15 protein-coding genes are annotated in these 17,748 nt (G+C 44.0%); 3 read left to right on the top strand and 12 right to left on the bottom strand.

Going from position 1 to position 17,748, the window contains the following annotated elements; genetic code table 11:
* Positions 1-3: 3 nt before the first annotated feature.
* The 3 genes from gcvH to QZZ55_RS03490 all read right to left on the bottom strand — a co-directional run bounded on the left by gcvH (position 4) and on the right by QZZ55_RS03490 (position 3,209).
* Positions 4-396, bottom strand: coding sequence for a glycine cleavage system protein GcvH (gcvH, locus tag QZZ55_RS03500; protein ID WP_293265358.1), 393 nt, complete (start codon positions 394-396; stop codon positions 4-6).
* Positions 397-492: 96 nt separating this feature from the next.
* On the bottom strand, positions 493-1,794 hold the full coding sequence (locus tag QZZ55_RS03495; RefSeq protein WP_293265356.1) for a serine hydroxymethyltransferase: 1,302 nt from the start codon (positions 1,792-1,794) through the stop codon (positions 493-495).
* A gap of 29 nt (positions 1,795-1,823) precedes the next feature.
* Positions 1,824-3,209: an L-serine ammonia-lyase gene (locus QZZ55_RS03490; RefSeq protein ID WP_293265354.1), complete on the bottom strand. Its 1,386-nt coding sequence runs from the start codon at positions 3,207-3,209 to the stop codon at positions 1,824-1,826.
* Positions 3,210-3,575: 366 nt separating this feature from the next.
* On the opposite strand from QZZ55_RS03490, the gene QZZ55_RS03485 reads away from it, so the two are divergent.
* The 3 genes from QZZ55_RS03485 (at position 3,576) to QZZ55_RS03475 (ending at position 6,967) form a co-directional block, all read left to right on the top strand.
* Entirely contained in the window at positions 3,576-4,943 is a 1,368-nt protein-coding gene (locus QZZ55_RS03485; RefSeq protein ID WP_293265352.1) for a sodium:alanine symporter family protein, read from the top strand.
* A 166-nt stretch (positions 4,944-5,109) separates the two neighbouring features.
* Positions 5,110-6,240, top strand: a complete 1,131-nt coding sequence (gene gcvT, locus QZZ55_RS03480; RefSeq protein WP_293265350.1) for a glycine cleavage system aminomethyltransferase GcvT — start codon at positions 5,110-5,112, stop codon at positions 6,238-6,240.
* Between the two features lie 148 nt (positions 6,241-6,388).
* Positions 6,389-6,967: a sarcosine oxidase subunit gamma family protein gene (locus tag QZZ55_RS03475; RefSeq protein ID WP_293265348.1), complete on the top strand. Its 579-nt coding sequence runs from the start codon at positions 6,389-6,391 to the stop codon at positions 6,965-6,967.
* Here the strand turns inward: QZZ55_RS03475 and QZZ55_RS03470 are convergent.
* The 9 genes from QZZ55_RS03470 to QZZ55_RS03430 form a co-directional block, all read right to left on the bottom strand.
* A complete protein-coding gene (locus tag QZZ55_RS03470) occupies positions 6,960-9,311 on the bottom strand; it encodes a DNA polymerase II (protein WP_293265346.1) in 2,352 nt (783 codons plus the stop codon). The two genes, QZZ55_RS03475 and QZZ55_RS03470, sit on opposite strands and share 8 nt — an antisense overlap.
* Before the next feature lie 8 nt (positions 9,312-9,319).
* On the bottom strand, positions 9,320-10,372 hold the full coding sequence (gene mvaD, locus QZZ55_RS03465) for a diphosphomevalonate decarboxylase (RefSeq protein WP_293265344.1): 1,053 nt from the start codon (positions 10,370-10,372) through the stop codon (positions 9,320-9,322).
* Positions 10,359-11,297, bottom strand: a complete 939-nt coding sequence (gene mvk, locus QZZ55_RS03460; RefSeq protein ID WP_293265342.1) for a mevalonate kinase — start codon at positions 11,295-11,297, stop codon at positions 10,359-10,361. Before mvk ends, mvaD begins: the two co-directional genes overlap by 14 nt.
* Complete coding sequence (locus QZZ55_RS03455; RefSeq protein ID WP_293265340.1) at positions 11,275-12,318, bottom strand: hypothetical protein; 1,044 nt, start codon at positions 12,316-12,318, stop codon at positions 11,275-11,277. The genes mvk and QZZ55_RS03455 overlap by 23 nt, the downstream gene beginning before the upstream one ends.
* Positions 12,318-13,487, bottom strand: coding sequence for a hydroxymethylglutaryl-CoA synthase (locus tag QZZ55_RS03450; RefSeq protein WP_293265339.1), 1,170 nt, complete (start codon positions 13,485-13,487; stop codon positions 12,318-12,320). Before QZZ55_RS03450 ends, QZZ55_RS03455 begins: the two co-directional genes overlap by 1 nt.
* Positions 13,488-13,502: 15 nt before the next feature.
* Positions 13,503-14,534, bottom strand: coding sequence for a type 2 isopentenyl-diphosphate Delta-isomerase (gene fni / locus QZZ55_RS03445; protein ID WP_293265338.1), 1,032 nt, complete (start codon positions 14,532-14,534; stop codon positions 13,503-13,505).
* A complete protein-coding gene (locus QZZ55_RS03440; protein WP_293265336.1) occupies positions 14,534-15,568 on the bottom strand; it encodes a hydroxymethylglutaryl-CoA reductase in 1,035 nt (344 codons plus the stop codon). Before QZZ55_RS03440 ends, fni begins: the two co-directional genes overlap by 1 nt.
* 152 nt (positions 15,569-15,720) lie before the next feature.
* On the bottom strand, positions 15,721-17,079 hold the full coding sequence (locus tag QZZ55_RS03435) for a TolC family outer membrane protein (RefSeq protein ID WP_293265334.1): 1,359 nt from the start codon (positions 17,077-17,079) through the stop codon (positions 15,721-15,723).
* A 25-nt stretch (positions 17,080-17,104) separates the two neighbouring features.
* Positions 17,105-17,728 (bottom strand): response regulator transcription factor, encoded by a 624-nt coding sequence (locus QZZ55_RS03430; RefSeq protein WP_293265332.1) that lies wholly within the window; start codon positions 17,726-17,728, stop codon positions 17,105-17,107.
* Positions 17,729-17,748: the final 20 nt, after the last annotated feature.

Below are 17,748 nucleotides of genomic sequence, written 5' to 3'. Positions count from 1 at the left end.
GTCTTACCCCTCTTCGCCTACATTAGCTTCATACGCTACAGCATCTAGCATATCGTCTAGTTCTGCTGTGTCAGAAAGCTTAACTTTAGCTATCCAGCCATCTTCAAATGCAGATTCATTAATTGTTTCAGGTGCATCTTCAAGCAGTTCGTTAACAGCAACAACTTCACCGCTAACTGGAGAATAGATATCTGATGCCGCTTTTACTGACTCAACCAAAGAGAACTCTTCGCCTTTTTCAACAGCGCGACCTACTTCTGGGACTTCAACAAAAACTACATCACCTAATAATTCTTGAGCATGGTCAGTAATACCAATAGTAACGGTACCGTCACCATTATCCAGAACCCATTCGTGTGAAGCTGTATATTTCAAGTTTGCTGGAACACTACTCATGATGATATTTCCTATCTTAATAATCAGTATCAGATGAACTGCCTATACAGCCCATCTGCCTATTAAATAATTTATGCTTACTTAGCGATGTTGCTATTAACGGTAAAGCGGGAAACGCTGGCACAACTCAGTTACCTGAGCACACACCGCTTTTTCTACTTCTGCATTACCTTCTGGATTGGCAACAAGACCATCCAGCACGTCATTGATCAGATTACCAATCAGACGAAATTCTTCTACACCAAAGCCACGTGTTGTACCTGCAGGTGTTCCCAGACGAATACCCGACGTTACCATCGGCTTTTCAGAATCAAAAGGAATACCATTTTTGTTACAGGTAATACCTGCACGCTCTAGTGCATCCTCAACCTGATTACCTTTCAAGCCTTTGGGGCGCAGGTCAACCAGCATCAAGTGAGTATCTGTTCCGCCAGTTACTACAGCGCAACCGCGTTCAATCATCACTTCTGCCAACACTTTAGCGTTAGCTACCACACGATCAATATAAGCAGAAAACTCAGGCTGTAGCGCTTCACCAAAAGCAACCGCTTTTGCTGCAATTACGTGCATGAGTGGCCCACCCTGTAAACCAGGGAAAACAGCTGAATTAATTTTCTTACCTAAATCAAGGTCGTTCGATAAAACCATACCACCACGCGGCCCACGCAAAGTTTTATGCGTAGTCGTTGTTACCACATGCGCATGTGGCAGTGGGCTAGGATGAACGCCACTCGCTACCAAGCCTGCAATGTGAGCCATGTCTACCATCAGGTATGCACCGACTTTATCGGCTATTTCACGAAAACGTGCAAAGTCGATTTCACGTGGAATAGCAGAGCCACCAGCAACGATAAGTTTCGGCTGACACTCAACAGCTAATTTTTCAACCGCATCATAATCGATTCGCAGAGTATTTTCAGCAACACCGTACTGAACAGCATTAAACCATTTACCAGATTGAGCTGGACGCGCACCGTGTGTTAAATGTCCACCAGCATCCAAAGACATACCTAAAATAGTATCGCCTGGCTGTAGTAGCGCCATAAAGACTGCACCATTCGCCTGAGCACCTGAATGAGGCTGTACATTGATGTACTCACAGTTAAATAGTTTTTTTGCACGATCAATTGCCAGTGATTCTGCTTTATCAACAAACTCACAACCACCGTAATAACGACGACCCGGGTAACCTTCAGCGTACTTGTTAGTCAGCACGGTACCTTGTGCCTGCATAACCGCTTTAGATACGATGTTTTCAGAAGCAATCAATTCAATCTGGTTATCTTGACGATCGAACTCTTCATCGACTGCCGCAGTAATAGCGCTATCGCTCTGTGCAAGATCGCGAGTAAAAAAGTCAGCATGTGCAGCATCGCTGTACAAATCGGTAAGGCTCATATTTTTATTCTCTTGTTTGAAGTTTTTAATTAACACGCTACGACATTGACAGCTAAACCGCCTGTCGATGTTTCTTTGTATTTATCCTGCATGTCGACCCCGGTTTGACGCATCGTTTCGATAACGCTATCCAAAGAGACATGCTGTTCACCGGTACCACGAAGCGCTAAACGCGATGCGTTTACCGCCTTTAGCGCTCCCATCGTATTACGTTCAATACAAGGCACTTGTACTAAGCCACCAATTGGATCGCACGTTAATCCGAGGTTATGCTCCATGCCAATTTCAGCAGCATTTTCTACTTGCTGATTATTGCCACCCATCACTGCACATAAAGCGCCAGCTGCCATAGAACAGGCAACGCCGATTTCACCCTGACAACCTACTTCTGCAGCAGAAATAGATGCATTCTTCTTATAAAGCATACCGATAGCCGCGGCTGTTGCTAAGAACTGCTTAATGCCTTCGTCATTGCTGCCTGGCACAAAACGTACATAATAAGCCAACACAGCAGGAATTACGCCAGCGGCTCCATTTGTTGGTGCTGTTACTACACGACCACCCGCTGCATTTTCTTCATTAACAGCCATTGCATAAAGATTGATCCAATCAATAACGGTTAACTGGTCTTTTAAGCTATTTTCTGGGTTCTCGATAAGTTCTTGACGCATACCGTGAGCACGGCGCTTAATGCCTAAACCTCCAGGTAACTCACCGGTTTGCTCACAGCCACGTTTAATGCAGTCATTCATTACTTGCCACAAGCGCATCAATCCATCATGGATCTCCTGTTCGGTGCGCCATGCAGCTTCGTTTTGAATCACAACATCAGCAATCGTTATGCCCGCATCTTCAGCATAACTCACAAGTTGAGAACTGTTTTCAAATGGATACTTTAAGTCAACCGTTACGGCTGCGTTTCCTTTACCGTTTTCGTCTGTTTCAGCGTCACTTAAAACAAAACCACCACCCACCGAGTAGAAAATACCTTCATGTAGAATAATGCCGGCATCATCAAATGCCTGAAAACGCATACCATTAGGATGCTTAGGCAGTGAAACCCCAAAATGAAAAGGAATATGCTGTTCTTTAATAAAAGGAATGAATTTATGGCCTGCTAACTTGAGCACACCTGAAGAACGAATCTCTTCTATATAGTCGGGTACTTTATTTGGGTCAACCAAGTCTGGCTTCTCACCCATCAATCCAATCATCACTGCGATATCTGTCGCGTGCCCTTTACCTGTCATTGCTAACGAACCATACAAGCCGACTTTAACAGAGCTTACCTGATCTAGTTGCGCACGCTCTTGCAACTCTGCAAGAAACCGATTAGCCGCAACCACCGGGCCCACTGTATGAGAAGAAGATGGCCCGATGCCAATTTTAAACAGATCAAAAATACTCAACGCCATCGTGCTGTCTCCACTTTTATTTTTATCGTTATACGAACAACAAGGGGTTCTGAACCACTGATTTCAATTTAGATTAGCAACTTTGTTTCCTGAAATCAAAATAAATTTCCTATTGGAAACTTATAATTTTATACCTATATAGCATCTATATGATTTTTCTAGGCTTTTGTCTCTTATCACCGCAAATAGATAAATCAAGGTCGCTTACAAACAGCCGGGATTACTATTTTGGTGTTGCATGCTTGATCACGATAAGATAAATTCGTTTCCTATTGGAAACTTATTTCACATAAGTGAGATATGTTTCCAAATAATGAACTGGACTCACCAGTCGACTATAAAAATAAATTGTGAGGTGACTAATAGATGGAAATGCTAACTTCCTTAATAGGTGACATTAATAGCATCGTATGGGGGCCAATGATGCTGGTTCTCATTCTAGGTGTCGGATTATTTCTGATGCTTGGACTGCGCTTAATGCCTATCCTAAAACTCGGAACTGGCTTCAAGCTACTTTTTGAAGGCCGCAATACTAAGAAAGGCGAAGAGAAAGAAGGTGAAATATCACCATTCCAAGCTCTAATGACTGCTCTTTCTGCAACCGTAGGTACGGGTAACATCGCAGGTGTGGCAACAGCCGTATTCCTTGGTGGACCTGGTGCTCTTTTCTGGATGTGGTGTACTGCTCTTGTCGGTATGGCCACTAAATACTCAGAAGCCGTTCTAGCTGTCAAATACCGCGAAGTAGATGAAGAAGGCCGTCACGTCGGCGGCCCAATGTACTACATCAAAAACGGTTTAGGCGCTAAATGGGCTTGGTTAGGTACAATGTTTGCTATCTTTGGCGCTGTTGCTGCCTTTGGTATTGGTAACACTGTACAGTCCAACTCCGTTGCTGACGTCTTACAAGCTAACTTCGGTGTTAACATCTGGGTAACCGGCCTCATCTTAATGGTGCTCGTAGGTGCCGTACTTGTTGGTGGTATAAAACGTATCGGTAGTGTTGCGGGTGCTCTAGTACCTTTAATGGCTATCGCCTACTTAGGTGCAGGCCTGGTTGTTCTAGCGATTAACGCTGACGCAATCCCTGCCGCTCTTGACCTTGTATTCACTCATGCATTTACCGGTTCTGCGGCTGAAGGTGGCTTTGCAGGTGCTGCTGTTTGGATGGCAATCCGCTTTGGTGTGGCTCGTGGTATATTCTCTAACGAAGCAGGTTTGGGTTCTGCCCCTATCGCTCACGCAGCAGCGCAAACTAAAGACCCCGTTCGTCAGGGCTTAGTAGCAATGCTGGGTACGTTTATTGATACGCTTATCATCTGCTCTATCACTGGTTTGGTAATCATCACATCAGGTGAGTGGACTTCGGGTGTATCAGGTGCTGCATTAACCTCTGCAGCATTCGCTCAGGCTCTACCGGGTGTAGGTAACTACCTAGTTGCTATTGCATTGGCTATCTTTGCTTTCACGACCATCATAGGTTGGTCTTTCTACGGCGAACGCTGTATTGAGTTCCTATTTGGTGTTAAAGCAATTACTCCATACCGCGTTCTTTGGATCCTTGCTGTACCTGTTGGTGCAGGTGTAAGTCTAGATTTTATCTGGCTACTAGCAGATACCCTGAATGCCATGATGGCTATCCCGAACTTAATTGCGCTAGCTCTTCTTAGCCCAGTTGTGTTCAGGTTGACTCGTGAATTTTTCAATCGCGATAAAGCAGCTAACTCGCTATAAGTGATACCTAGAGGGAGCACACACTCCCTCTACTTTTCTTATCAAACAGTGGAAGCACTTGAATAACAAGTTAACCACCCTGTAAAGCGACACCCCAAATTACGACTAAGTAACACCCATATACAAACCCAATATTGTTTACTAAAAGATTTGTGGAGAATTAAAAATGGCTGAGATTCAATCAGGTAATCTAAATAAAACCGCTCTGTTTGACCTGCATGTTGAGCTCGGCGCAAAAATGGTGCCATTTGCTGGCTTCGAAATGCCAGTTCAGTACCCGCTAGGTGTTAAAAAAGAACATCTCCACACCCGCACCCAAGCAGGCCTATTTGATGTTTCCCACATGGGCCAAGTAAAACTGACTGGCGCCAATGCGGCGGCAGCTCTTGAAACACTCGTACCTGTTGATATTATTGATTTACCTGTAGGCAAACAGCGTTACGCTCTGTTCACCAACCCAGATGGCGGCATCATGGATGACCTAATGGTCGCTAATTACGGCGATTGGATCTATGTTGTTGTTAATGCAGCCTGCAAAGAACAAGATATTGCTCACATGCGCGCCAACCTAGGCGATGGCATTGAGCTAGAAGTATTAGATGATCGCGAACTTATTGCTATTCAAGGCCCTACAGCCGCTACAGCACTGGCACGCATTCAACCAGAAGTTGCTAGCATGGTATTTATGGACTCTCGTGAATTAAGCATCGACGGTGTTGACTGCATTATTTCGCGTTCAGGTTATACCGGTGAAGATGGCTACGAAATTTCTATCCCTTCTGCTGACGCTGATCGTTTGGTACGTTTATTTTTAGACCAACCAGAAATTGAAGCAATTGGTTTAGGCGCACGTGATTCACTACGTTTAGAATCCGGCCTTTGTTTGTATGGACATGATTTAGACAACTCTACCACACCGCTAGAAGGCAGCTTGATCTGGGCTATTTCACCCTGTCGTCGCGCTACCGGAGAGCGTGCAGGCGGCTTCCCTGGTGCAGATATAATATTAAACCAAATCACTAATAAAGATTGGACGCGCAAGCGCGTTGGTTTATTAGGCGAAGGCCGTGCGCCTATTCGTGAAGGTGCTGAGCTATTTGATACTGAAGGCAATAAGATCGGTGTTGTGACCAGCGGAACTTACGGCCCTACTATCGAAGCGCCTGTTGCTATGGGTTATGTAGAAACAGCATTCAGCAAGCTAGACACTCAAATCTTCGCTGAAGTTCGTGGTAAAAAACTACCTATGACTGTGTCACGCATGCCGTTTATAGAACAACGCTACTATCGTGGATAAGTTTTAATAGCGTAACTCTTTATAACAGTTAATCTTTTAACCGTTATAAAAACAGGTCGCGGTAAGTTTTACCGCGACCCTTTTCAGCACACCTTGTATTAATAAAGTGTATCAACAAAGCCCAACTAGCATCTTCCTGGAGAGCAACATGCATGAAAGCACGAGCCCTGCGCCAATGAATCCTTTAGTGCATATCACCATAGGAACACACGTTAATCAGGAAAATCGCTTACAAAGCATCGTTGTACATGAACGCTCATTTATTGGCGAGCTACAGTTAGATTCAGACCCTGATGATACAGCGCTATTAATTGCTGTCGGCGATATGCTGGGTGTCAAACAACCCTTAAGCGCATGCCGTATAAGCTGCTTTGGTCAGCTTGTTATTTTATGGCTAGATCACAACCGTTGGTTAATCCTACGCTCCCCAGGCGAGCAAGCGCCTCTTGAGCAGCTATTAGTAGAAATATGGGGACAAGACATAACACTCAATGAGCATGATAATAAGCTAACGGCACGCCTTAACGAGGCTGCACTTACCTATTTACTCAACTCCAGCAATACTCAGGAGTTTCGCACCGATAGCACTGACTACCGCCAAGCTAGTTTGGAAAAACTTCAGCAAGGTGATATCCAAATCCAATCAGTAGAAGCGGCTGATAATTATGAAATACTGGTACGAAAAAGCTGTGCTGATACCTTATTAAAATGGTTAAACGTCAGCTAAACAGGTCTTGCTGCGTATCAATTAAGGCACCAAGGGACTCTTCTTTAAAGCACAAGATAGCATCTATTACAGGCACTAACTGCTTCTCTACATAGTGCTCATAATCAATAGGCGAGCGTACCTGCTCAACCGGCTCAGGCCCACTGACTGTCATCACATAACTAACATGATGCCCAGGCTGATACGGGCTTTTAAGATCACGTTGCAGCCAATATTTTTCTGCTTTTAGAGCTGCCTGCACATGCGGTGGTTTCATTCGTACATAAGCATCCAAGGGCTGACGCAAGCGACGCCTATACACTAGTTGATCATCTAACCGCCCTTCCCGCAAATCAACAACTAACTGTTTTAGGAAAATCTGATAAGGCTGATCACGAAATACTGCTTCATATAAACGTTGCTGAATATTGCGGGCCAAAGGCGTCCAGTCAGAGCGCACATTCTCTAACCCTTTAAACACTAATAGCGACTCGCCATCGGGTAGCTGCTGTAAACCCGCATAGCGCTTCTTGCTACCCTTTTCTGAATGTCTCATACGCGGCATAAGAAAACGGCTAAAATGCGTTTCATATTCCAGCTCAAGATAGTTTTCTGTATTAAAACGCTGCTGCACTTGCTCCGACCACCAGTTATTTAAATACTCCGCCAGCGCCTTACCTTTTAGATCGGCATCTGAGCAGCCCTCGCCCAGCAAAACAAATACCGAATCTGTATCTCCGTAAATCACTCGATATCCAAAAACACGCTCAATTTCATCACGTGTTTGTTGTAATATTTGATGGCCACGCAATGTAATGGAGCCTGCTAAACGCTGATCAAAAAACCGACAAACGTTGGAGCCCAATACACCATAAAAAGAATTCATAATGATTTTTATAGCTTGAGACAACGACTTGTTATTATTCTTTTTAGCCTGATCACGTGCAGCCCATAGCTCTTCGATAATAGTTGGCAGAATCGCAGTATCTTTACTGAAGATCGCACCGTTAAATCCCGGAATAAGATCATCATCATTCGCCTGTGGCTTAAACCCATCTGCCAAGCCTGCTGGATCAATCTTAAAGGTGCGGATAATGCTCGGATATAGGCTTTTAAAATCCAGTACTAAAACATGATGATATAGACCTGGCTGAGAATCCATGACATAGCCACCCGGTACATCCATACCACGAGCTCCTGAGGCATACTCAGGCGCTACATAGCCTCGCCGGTGCAGCCTAGGTAGATATTGAAAGTCAAAAGCCGCAGCAGAACCACCCACCTTATCTAAAGACAGACCCGTTAAACGCGTCCGCTCTATCAGGTATTCCATTAGCTTTGTTTCGTCGAAAATATCCTGAACTAACTTACAGTCTTCTAGGTTATAGCGTGCCAGCGCTGGTTTATCTTCACGATAGAGGCGTTGAATTTCAGCCCCTCTATCATTAGCCTGATGAATCAATTTCCCACGTTTAAATAATTTCTGTGACACATACTCAAGCGAATAGCTTTCAAAATGAAATGTGGCACCTTTAAGCGTGTCGATACCGTCAATTACTAAACGCCCTTCAAGCCTCACATACCACTTACCCAACTCAGACTGTACTACTCGTAAGGGCTGCTCATCACGCCCTAAACGTAAAGGCACTTTGAGTTTACCGGCACGCTCAGCCAGCACACGAAAATCAAATCCAATCACATTCCAACCGATAAAAATATCGGGATCATATCGTGCTACTTGACGTACAAACGCTTGCAGTAGCGTTCTTTCATCTGGATAAAAACGCAATGTGTCAGTATCTTCGCCTTTACCCCGCATCAACACTAAAGACAGACCAGCACCGTACAGACCAATGGAATGAATACAATCTGCTTGCATGGTGGTTTCAAGATCAACCGACAAGACCTTGAGCTGAACTGGAAAATCATAAGGCTTTAAACGAGGTACTGAAGACGAAGACAGCGCGGAAGTAGAATGATAGATAACTTCTACACCACCAAAGATAAAACGCTCCATCAAGAAACGGTCCACTGGGCGAATATCTTCTTCCATCATAGGAATAGACGCCAGCGCTAAACGCTCAATCACTTCGCGCTGTATTCTTAAAGAAAAACAATAAAGACCATGTACACCGCGCTGCTCAAGATCATTTAATTTAACTTTCTCGAGCCGCCAACCATCTAACGCTTGAAGGCAATCGTTAGCTGCTTCAATAGATTCATCATGAACGAAGAATACCGATTCTTGCCCAGCGATACTGACAAGAGAAGTCCCCTGTTCAGTTTTAACCCAGTACCTAAGCTCAATACCGTTGGGCTGATCTTGTTGATGACGTGTTAAAACGAAGCCAAAAATGGAGTTCATTTATGAAGCTATGAAGACTTTTTAACCGTTGCTGTAGAAGTGCTTAAAGACCCGCTCTCAACAAATGGAGTAACGACCTCAAGCCCAGAGAATTCAGTTTCAAGAAGTGTTTGGTTTTTCTCTTGGAATAGCAACTTTAAATTCGGCCCCGCATCCATAGTAAAGTACACCTCAACACCCGCCTCTCGCAATGCCCATATCTTTTGCATGGCGACAACTGAATCTGGCTGCCAATAAAGCAATGGAGGCCATGAAGCAATCATTGTCGCGTGCATCGACATGGCATTATGCTCTGCAACTGCACCTAATTGAGAAAAACTTCCCTCACTCAATGCCTGATGTATTTTCTCTAAATCTTGAGCGGCCTGCGCTGGCCAGCTCTGATATAAACTAGCTGTTTCTACCGTTCGTTTCATTCCAGAACGTGAGTCCACCGCTTTAGCTGCAGTGCTCACTTTAACCAAACCAACTCTCAAATCTGGCCAAATAACGTCTAAAGGAAAAGCATGACTATCCATCCCATCTTCTTGCCGCCCCATTCGCCACTCTACAAAACCGGTATAAATAGAACGTGAAGCACTACCACTGCCCATGCGCGCAAATGCCGAAAGCACCGAATCAGGAAGCTGCAACTTAAAATACTGATTAATTGCTAAGGTCAAAGCAGCAAAGCCTGATGCTGAAGAAGCCAAGCCTGCTGCGGTAGGAATATTATTTCGAGTATCAATCACTAACGGGTAAGAACTTTCTCTTCGAAATAAATCGACAAAAGAGATTACTTTACTGGCAAAGGGGGACTCGACGGGCAACAACTGCCCATTAAGCATGACCTGATCTTCACCCGTTTGAGAAGGGCGTATTTGTGTACGTGTTCCCAAATGCGCCAATGAAATCGATAAGCTCGAATTTACCGGCAGATTTAGTTCACTCTGCCGTTTCCCCCAGTATTTACAAAGCGCAATATTACTAGGCGCAAAGGCTTCTGCATGATCGATTGATACTAGTTTTTTGGGTAAATAACGAGCAACAACATCAGATTTTTTGAAATTATCGATCAACATAACACTCAACCCCTACTCCACTAACGGCTACCGGGATCGCTTCATACGGCAACACTAGAGAATCATCTACACCTAATGCAATGACACAATCACCCAATCCAGAACCTGAAATTTTCGCACCAAAAATATTTTCCGATTGGCGCAATGTATAAATAATTTCAGACAGGACCGAGTCATTGACACCCAACGCATCCATTAACCCTTGATACATATTCATTAATAACCCGAGCGCTTCCCAGTTTTGTTTCTGGATAGCATCTTCAGCCTTAATAGTTGTGTCATTCATTAGTCGATAAATAGCCGTATATAAATCAGGAAGAGCCTCCATTTTTTCTGCAACAATCGCCAACACGTCAGGCGTTTTCGTTTTATAACCTGAATAGAATAAAGTAATAGGAAGCAAACCATTGAGTGCAGAGATATGTCGCGGCTCAATCGTGTAACCGATTAACCCGCCATACACGCTTGCAGCTAGATCGGTGCCAGAGCCACGCCCTTGGACACCATGAACAACCGCCAATGATCGATCGAATAACTGACGCTTGGTTAGATTTTCTTGGCGATACTCAGAAATAGCCTTCACCACCGCTGTGGTAACGGCCGCTGAAGAACCTAACCCGACTGTATGAGAAAATTCAGACTGGATATCCAGCTCAAACCCACACGACAGATCTTCAGCCACTTGCTCAATAGCAAAGAGAACAAAGCTTAGTCGCTGATCCATCTTCAAATCATCAAGGCTAGAACGGTAATCTGCAATGCTAGAGCGTATCAACACCGTTCTATCAGTTCTAGGTATCAGCGTTACCTGTATACGCTTATCAACCGCGCACGCTATAGCTCTATGGCCAAATAATACTGCATGCTCACCCATCAGCATAATGCTGCCGGGTGCCGTCACTTTAATCACCGATGTAACGTGCACCTAATGTATCCTCCTCAACTTTTCCCCATAGATATTGAGGAAACTCGCCCATCAACGTATTTACTACCGAGTCAGGAAGATAAGCTAGCACTAAACCGCCGGCCTCTCCTTTATGTGCACCTGCTCCACTGATTTTAGCCGCACCACCACAAACATCTATTCGCTGAACCAGTGCTTTTGCAGAATCAGGTACCACGCCTATTTGACATAACAAACGATGATTTTCTTTAACACATTCTATTACCGCTGATGGTTCAGCCAGCTGGCTTATCAAGGTAGCCGTCACATGTGAAAAGTCATTCCACAATTGTTTATCGTTTTCGAAACGGCTTCTTACATGCTGAACACACTCACCGGTACTTACTTGCGGCTTTCCTGTAAATACCCAATACCAGCCTTCACCTAAACTAATATTAAGCTGACTTACGATGCCGTTTTGAATGTGATTAATACCGCCATAAGTAACTGCTGCTGCATCAATTGCACTACCACGACCATGCTGTAGACGCTCACAAAACCTTACCATTTCAAAACGCTGATCTGCACCTAATGGCTTTTCAAGCAAACGTTCGAAAAGAACTAAAGTTGCTGCGATTGCTGAAGCAGAAGATCCCATCCCAGAACCCAGTGGCAATTCTGTTGTACTAGAAAGTCGCCCCGGTAATGGTAAGTAACTTTGCGTGGAAGCACGCCCAGGAACAGGAAGATGGTGCACCAACGACGACAAGGTATACATTAAAAGGTCATCAGGCTTTGTCAGAATATTTTGAATAGGAAGCAAGCCCTGAGCAAAAGATTCAAAACGAGAGTCTAGCTTCTCTTTCAGAGAACCCAGCGCATGCAAAGGGTAATGAACACCGGAAGAGATACCTGCAAACAAGGTATTAATGGTGTTACTTTCTGTAAGTGGTTTAAAACTTACGGTTGTGTGCTTTTGGATAGCAACCGCAACAGCTTGAGCTCCGTAGACAACAGAGTGCTCTCCACTCAGTATAATTTTTCCCGGAGCACAAGCACGCATCAAATAGCTACATATTCACGCTTATGGTGAGAAATAGCAGCAAGGCGAAAACGCCCCTGCGTATCAGATGGTATGGTATGAGCTTCACCATCTTTAGGGTCGGGGGCCTTATAAAGATTCAAGTATTCGTCATAAGTGACTTCTTGACGTTTATCTAACATTTCACGGTGTTGCTCTTTAAATAAGCACTCTTGATAACCGTCAACCACTTTACCTGAAAAAAATTCAGCGACACAGCCAGAGCCGTAACTGAAAAACCCAATACGTTTTTCAGCAAGATTGTCCTGACTGTTTTCCAATAGCGATGACAAACCTATATACATAGAAGCAGTATAGCTATTACCGATGATTCGGTTATAAGACAAAGTATCAGCTATTTGCTGTTCCAAACCGCTCGCATCTAGCTCGCTTTTATTCGCTTTAGCCAAATGCTGATGCGCTTTTTGCGCCATACGACTAAAAGGAAGATGGTAACAGAAATGCGCAAAGTCATTGAACGTTAAAGAACTACTCTCTCGAAAGTCTTCCCACGCTTTTTTCAATGCTTTGAGATAAATTTTTGTCGAGTACTTACCATCAACCAACGCAGTTTTACGGTAGTTGGGTCGCCAGAAATCCATGACATCTTCGGCATAATTACCCACTTCAGGGTCTATTTCCAGCACACGTGGTTGAGCCGTCACCATCATAGCAACAGCACCACATCCCTGCGTTGCTTCGCCAGGTGTATTTAGGTCATAACGCGCAATATCTGAAGCGATAACTAAAACTTTCTTTTCCGGTTGTCTAGCAACGAGGGCACATGCCATTTGAATAGCCGCAGTTGCGCTATAGCACGCTTGCTTTAACTCAACTACACGGCAATTATTATTCAACCCCAATAAACGGTGAACATAAATGCCTGCAGCTTTAGATTGATCGATACCGGTTTCGGTTGCAAATAGCAGTGTAGAAACCTGCTCTGCTTCACCACTTTGCACCAGCGGATAAGCTGCATTTGCAGCCATAGTCACGATGTCTTCATCGTGAGCAGCCATACTCATTTTCTCTTGGCCAATGCCTTGATAATACTTATCAGGGTCGGTCTCCTGGACCTTAGCCAATGTTCTCAAATCAAGAAAATAATTTGACGTATAAAAACTAATTTGATCGATACCAACAGATGACATATTTGAATATGTTCCTCAACGCTCTTCAAGAATAAGAGACTCGTTCCTGAATAACGACGCCACATCAGGCATTCCAAGTAAAAACATCGCTGTTACAAACTCCCGACGTAATCGCTCTATCACATCTATAACAGCTTCCGCCGACTCCATGGCGGGATGTAATAAAGGAGCCGCCACTCCACAAATTGAGGCGCCGAGTATAACAGATTTCACCATATCAATCCCATCCCTAACACCACCACTGGATACAAAAGTCGCTTGTGCTTGATATGGAGCCATTAACTTTAATGCTAATGGTGTTGGAAGTCCCCAGTCTTGAAAGGTAAGCCCAAGGTCATCACCCTTCTTTAACCTACGTTGATGCTCTATACGACTCCATGATGTACCACCTGTACCAGCAATATCAAAATGGGAAACACCCGCTTGCAAACCTAACTGAACATCGGCAGGAGACAAGCCGGCACCCACTTCTTTGAGCATAACAGGTACCGACACACCACTACAGACTTGAGCAATCTTGGCCGCTAACCCTTTAAAGTCAGTATCCCCTTCGGGCTGCACCGCTTCTTGTAATGGGTTCAAATGCAGATACAGGGCATCCGCACCTAATACATCAACGGCCTGCTGACACTCTATCTGGGAGAATCCATAATTTAGTTGTACAGCACCTACATTACTAATCAATACAGTTGTTGGTGCATGCTGACGTAACTCAAAGCTACTTCGCGCCTGATCATCAACAAACATAACCCTCTGCGAGCCGACAGCTAACGCCACACCGCAATGCTCGGCAGCAATGGCCAAATTAGTATTAATTTTTCTAACGAGGTCATGATTTCCTCCTGTCATGGAAGAAATCAGCAAGGGGAAGCTCAATGTTTTACCAAAAATTTGCATTGATGGATTAACATCTGCCAAATCTATTTCAGGCAGCGCTCGATGTAACAAATGAATTCGATCAAAATAGCGTGCATTTCTTTCTATCGCTGGATCACGATCAAATGCACGAATATGCTCAATCTTTCTATCATTCGTTGAATCAGTCATCACCGCTCCAACTTCAGATGCGCTTCCATCAACTCACCAGGATTGGTTTGAGCCGCTAACAATGAAAGCTCGCCACAGAGCACTGTTGCAGCACAAATGGCAGCTAAACGGCGCGCATTTTCACCAGGCTCACGAGATGCTTTACAACCGAGCTTGGCAAGGTTTTCTTCAACAAACCCTAACCCTTTACCATTTCCGACACTGCCTACAATTATATTGGGCAATGTACAGGAAAAGTACAGATCACCGTCACGCACTTCGGCGTGAACAATTCCCTGGGACCCTTCAATAATATTCGCTGCATCCTGCCCTGTAGCTAAATAAAAACCCAACAGCATATTGGCAAAATGCGCATTTGCACTTCGTAAACCACCCGCGATCATTGTTCCAATAAGGTTCTTTTTAATGTTCAAATCAACAATTTTTTCGGGTGTTGTTAGCAAACGACGTTCACACAACTCTCGCGAGATCATAATTTCACTCACAACATATTTACCACGACCTAAAATTCCATTAACAGCCGTCGCTTTTTTATCAGAGCAATAATTCCCAGAAATCGAAGAGTAACGTAGCTGAGGATATTCGCTCAACAACCACGGAATAATTTTATCAGCGGCATTGGTCACCATGTTATGACCCGATGCATCGCCGGTATTAAACTCTAAGCGTAAGTAAATAAGATTACCGACTATCTGACTATGCATATCAATTAATTTTGCAAAACGGCTTGAAGTAGATACCACCGTATTTAAATCATCTCGCCTAGACCTAATAGACTCCACTGATAAGTGGGCTGCCAATGCATCATCGGCTTCTAGCAGAATTGAGCGGGTCATACGCTCATCAACCACTGTTGTTTTAATACCGTCTGTCAAGACTGAGACGCGCGCGCCACGTCCAACTGAATGCCAAAGCGGCGTCTCATACGTCGCGAGAGGAATAGATAGTTTCTCATCTAAGACATGCCCTGAAATTTTCAGAGGCCCGACCCAGCGCATTGGTACTGGCGCTTGTAAAATTTTATGTGATTTCATAGTGACCTATATAAACAAAAAAGGGTTGCTTCGCAGCAACCCTCTCAAAGACTTCAAGCACGCGCGATTTTATCGGCGATACCTTTATATTGCAAACGTAGTATCAGGTAACGTCAAACAACAACACTCATATAAAAGAACTGGAGCACTTCTTATGATTGCGGCACAGGCTGCTTCTCTTTGTTTTCTATACTCAGATCTGTTGATGCTAACGAGCCAAGATCAACGTTTAGTAATTCCAACATTTCTCCCATCCCGTTAAGCAAGCGATACTGAGCCACTAAATAATCATACTTGGCTGCAATCATTGAGTTCTTAGAAGAGAAAACTTCATTTTCCGTATCCAGAAGATCTAGCAATGAACGCTGACCAATATTAAATTGTTTTAAGTATGAATCACGAGTTTGAGTGCTTGATTCAACATGCTGCTTAAAGAAAGTCAGCTGACGTCCCAAAATGTCATAAGCATTCCAAGAAAGCTCCACACTCTCAACGGTTTGACGTTCAGCGTTTTCCCGAATGTCCTTTGCTTCGTTAATTTGGTGGCGTGTTTGGCGAATTCTCGCTTTATCACTGCCTCCATTATAAAGATTGTATCGCACTCTAAACATGGCAGTAAGGTCTTCATTCTCACCTTCTACACCATCTATATTATCGTTCCAATTACGATCAACTTCAAAATTCAACTTCGGATATAATAAACTACGAGCAGAGTCATACTGTGATTCAGCTGCCTGAACATCCGCATCGGCTAATTTTAATGTAGGATGATTAACAAGAGCACGTTTTATAGAGTCACCTTCTGACTCAGGCAAAGACATTAAGTTGAATTCGGGAACTTCAAGATCGCTAGGAGCTTTACTCCCAACAACACGCTGATAAGAAGCTTGCGCATCACGCACATTGTTTTCGGCAGATAACACATTCACTTCAGCAAGAGCTAAACGCCCCTTGGCCTGCTGCAGAGAAGCCCGAGTACCTAGCCCTGATTCGGAGCGTCTACGAATTTGGTCATATACTTTGACATGGTTGAATAAAGTTACGTTCGCCTGATTCAACAACTCATGGCGCTTTATCACTTCAATGTAAGCACGTGTTGTTTCCAATGCCTTTTCTTCAGCAACTTCTCTCAAATGGTGATTACGCGCTTCTAAACGGAACGCATGACGGTCAACTTCACTATCAGTAAGAAACCCATCAAACAACATTTGTCTAAGGCTTATGCTTGCCTCACCTCTTTGCAACTCAACATCGCCATCTCCAAGGTTTGATGTCGATGTATTTTTAGTCCATTCATAACCTATGCCGGCTGCTATATCAATTTTTGGATAAAAGCCCCCCCTTGCTTGACGTACTTCTTCAAACACAGCATTACGAGCATCCATGCTTCGCTTCACTTCAGGGTTCGACAAGACGGCAGCTGTCACGACTTCTTCTAACTGGTTTGCATAGATACTTTGCGTTGAACCAAGTACAAAAGCAAAAGCAAATAAGGCCCTTTTTAGTATCACACCATTTCTCCAGGAAAATTACTATTTATGCAACTTGCTGCGTCATTTTCAAAACGAGTAACAGACGATCTTTTGTATCTGTTTTCTTTAAGAGCGCGGCAACATGTGCTTTTACTGTCCGCTCTGTAATACCTAGCGTTCGAGCTATCTCTTTATTTGAAGCGCCCGTAACCACATTATCGAGCACTTCTGATTCACGCCCTGTGAAGCCGTAACTAACCGATCCCTTATGCCCAGAAATAACTCCTGCCGCTTGGATGTTAGATAATACTTGTTTCATTAAAATTTGCGTTATAGAGGGACCAGCCCATATATCATTGTTAGCAACTGTGCTAATAAGCCTGCTGAATATCGCTTGGGATACATAAGTATTTATGTAACCACGAAAACCCTTCTCTAAATAAAAAAGCCCCTCGGCATCATCGGGATAGTCACTCATTGCAACCCACTTGATACTTGGGCACTTCACGCATAACTGTTCAAGAACATCATTGCTTAAGGCGCCCACATGTACCAGAACACATCCCTGATCATCCATCTTTTTTAAAAGCAACAGGTTTGGTTCTAATACTTCAACCTCGTGACCCTCTGCATATGCAGTCCAACGTTTTACCACTTCCTTATTGGCGGAAACGATATACAACTTCATCTTAATATTCCATTAACTCA

This window comes from Neptunomonas sp., assembly GCF_016744175.1.
Taxonomy (GTDB): Bacteria; Pseudomonadota; Gammaproteobacteria; order Pseudomonadales; family Balneatricaceae; genus Neptunomonas.
This window is presented reverse-complemented; position numbering and strand designations above follow the sequence as displayed.

What these genes read in the sequence shown, in the direction of transcription:
- QZZ55_RS03440 (WP_293265336.1), bottom strand. Translation starts at nt 15,568, where the DNA reads ATGAAATCACATAAAATTTTACAAGCGCCAGTACCAATGCGCTGGGTC.
- QZZ55_RS03490 (WP_293265354.1), bottom strand. Translation starts at nt 3,209, where the DNA reads ATGGCGTTGAGTATTTTTGATCTGTTTAAAATTGGCATCGGGCCATCT.
- fni (WP_293265338.1), bottom strand. Translation starts at nt 14,534, where the DNA reads ATGACTGATTCAACGAATGATAGAAAGATTGAGCATATTCGTGCATTT.
- QZZ55_RS03450 (WP_293265339.1), bottom strand. Translation starts at nt 13,487, where the DNA reads ATGTCATCTGTTGGTATCGATCAAATTAGTTTTTATACGTCAAATTAT.
- mvaD (WP_293265344.1), bottom strand. Translation starts at nt 10,372, where the DNA reads ATGTTGATCGATAATTTCAAAAAATCTGATGTTGTTGCTCGTTATTTA.
- QZZ55_RS03485 (WP_293265352.1), top strand. Translation starts at nt 3,576, where the DNA reads ATGGAAATGCTAACTTCCTTAATAGGTGACATTAATAGCATCGTATGG.
- gcvT (WP_293265350.1), top strand. Translation starts at nt 5,110, where the DNA reads ATGGCTGAGATTCAATCAGGTAATCTAAATAAAACCGCTCTGTTTGAC.
- QZZ55_RS03475 (WP_293265348.1), top strand. Translation starts at nt 6,389, where the DNA reads ATGCATGAAAGCACGAGCCCTGCGCCAATGAATCCTTTAGTGCATATC.
- QZZ55_RS03470 (WP_293265346.1), bottom strand. Translation starts at nt 9,311, where the DNA reads ATGAACTCCATTTTTGGCTTCGTTTTAACACGTCATCAACAAGATCAG.
- QZZ55_RS03455 (WP_293265340.1), bottom strand. Translation starts at nt 12,318, where the DNA reads ATGCGTGCTTGTGCTCCGGGAAAAATTATACTGAGTGGAGAGCACTCT.
- QZZ55_RS03495 (WP_293265356.1), bottom strand. Translation starts at nt 1,794, where the DNA reads ATGAGCCTTACCGATTTGTACAGCGATGCTGCACATGCTGACTTTTTT.
- QZZ55_RS03430 (WP_293265332.1), bottom strand. Translation starts at nt 17,728, where the DNA reads ATGAAGTTGTATATCGTTTCCGCCAATAAGGAAGTGGTAAAACGTTGG.
- gcvH (WP_293265358.1), bottom strand. Translation starts at nt 396, where the DNA reads ATGAGTAGTGTTCCAGCAAACTTGAAATATACAGCTTCACACGAATGG.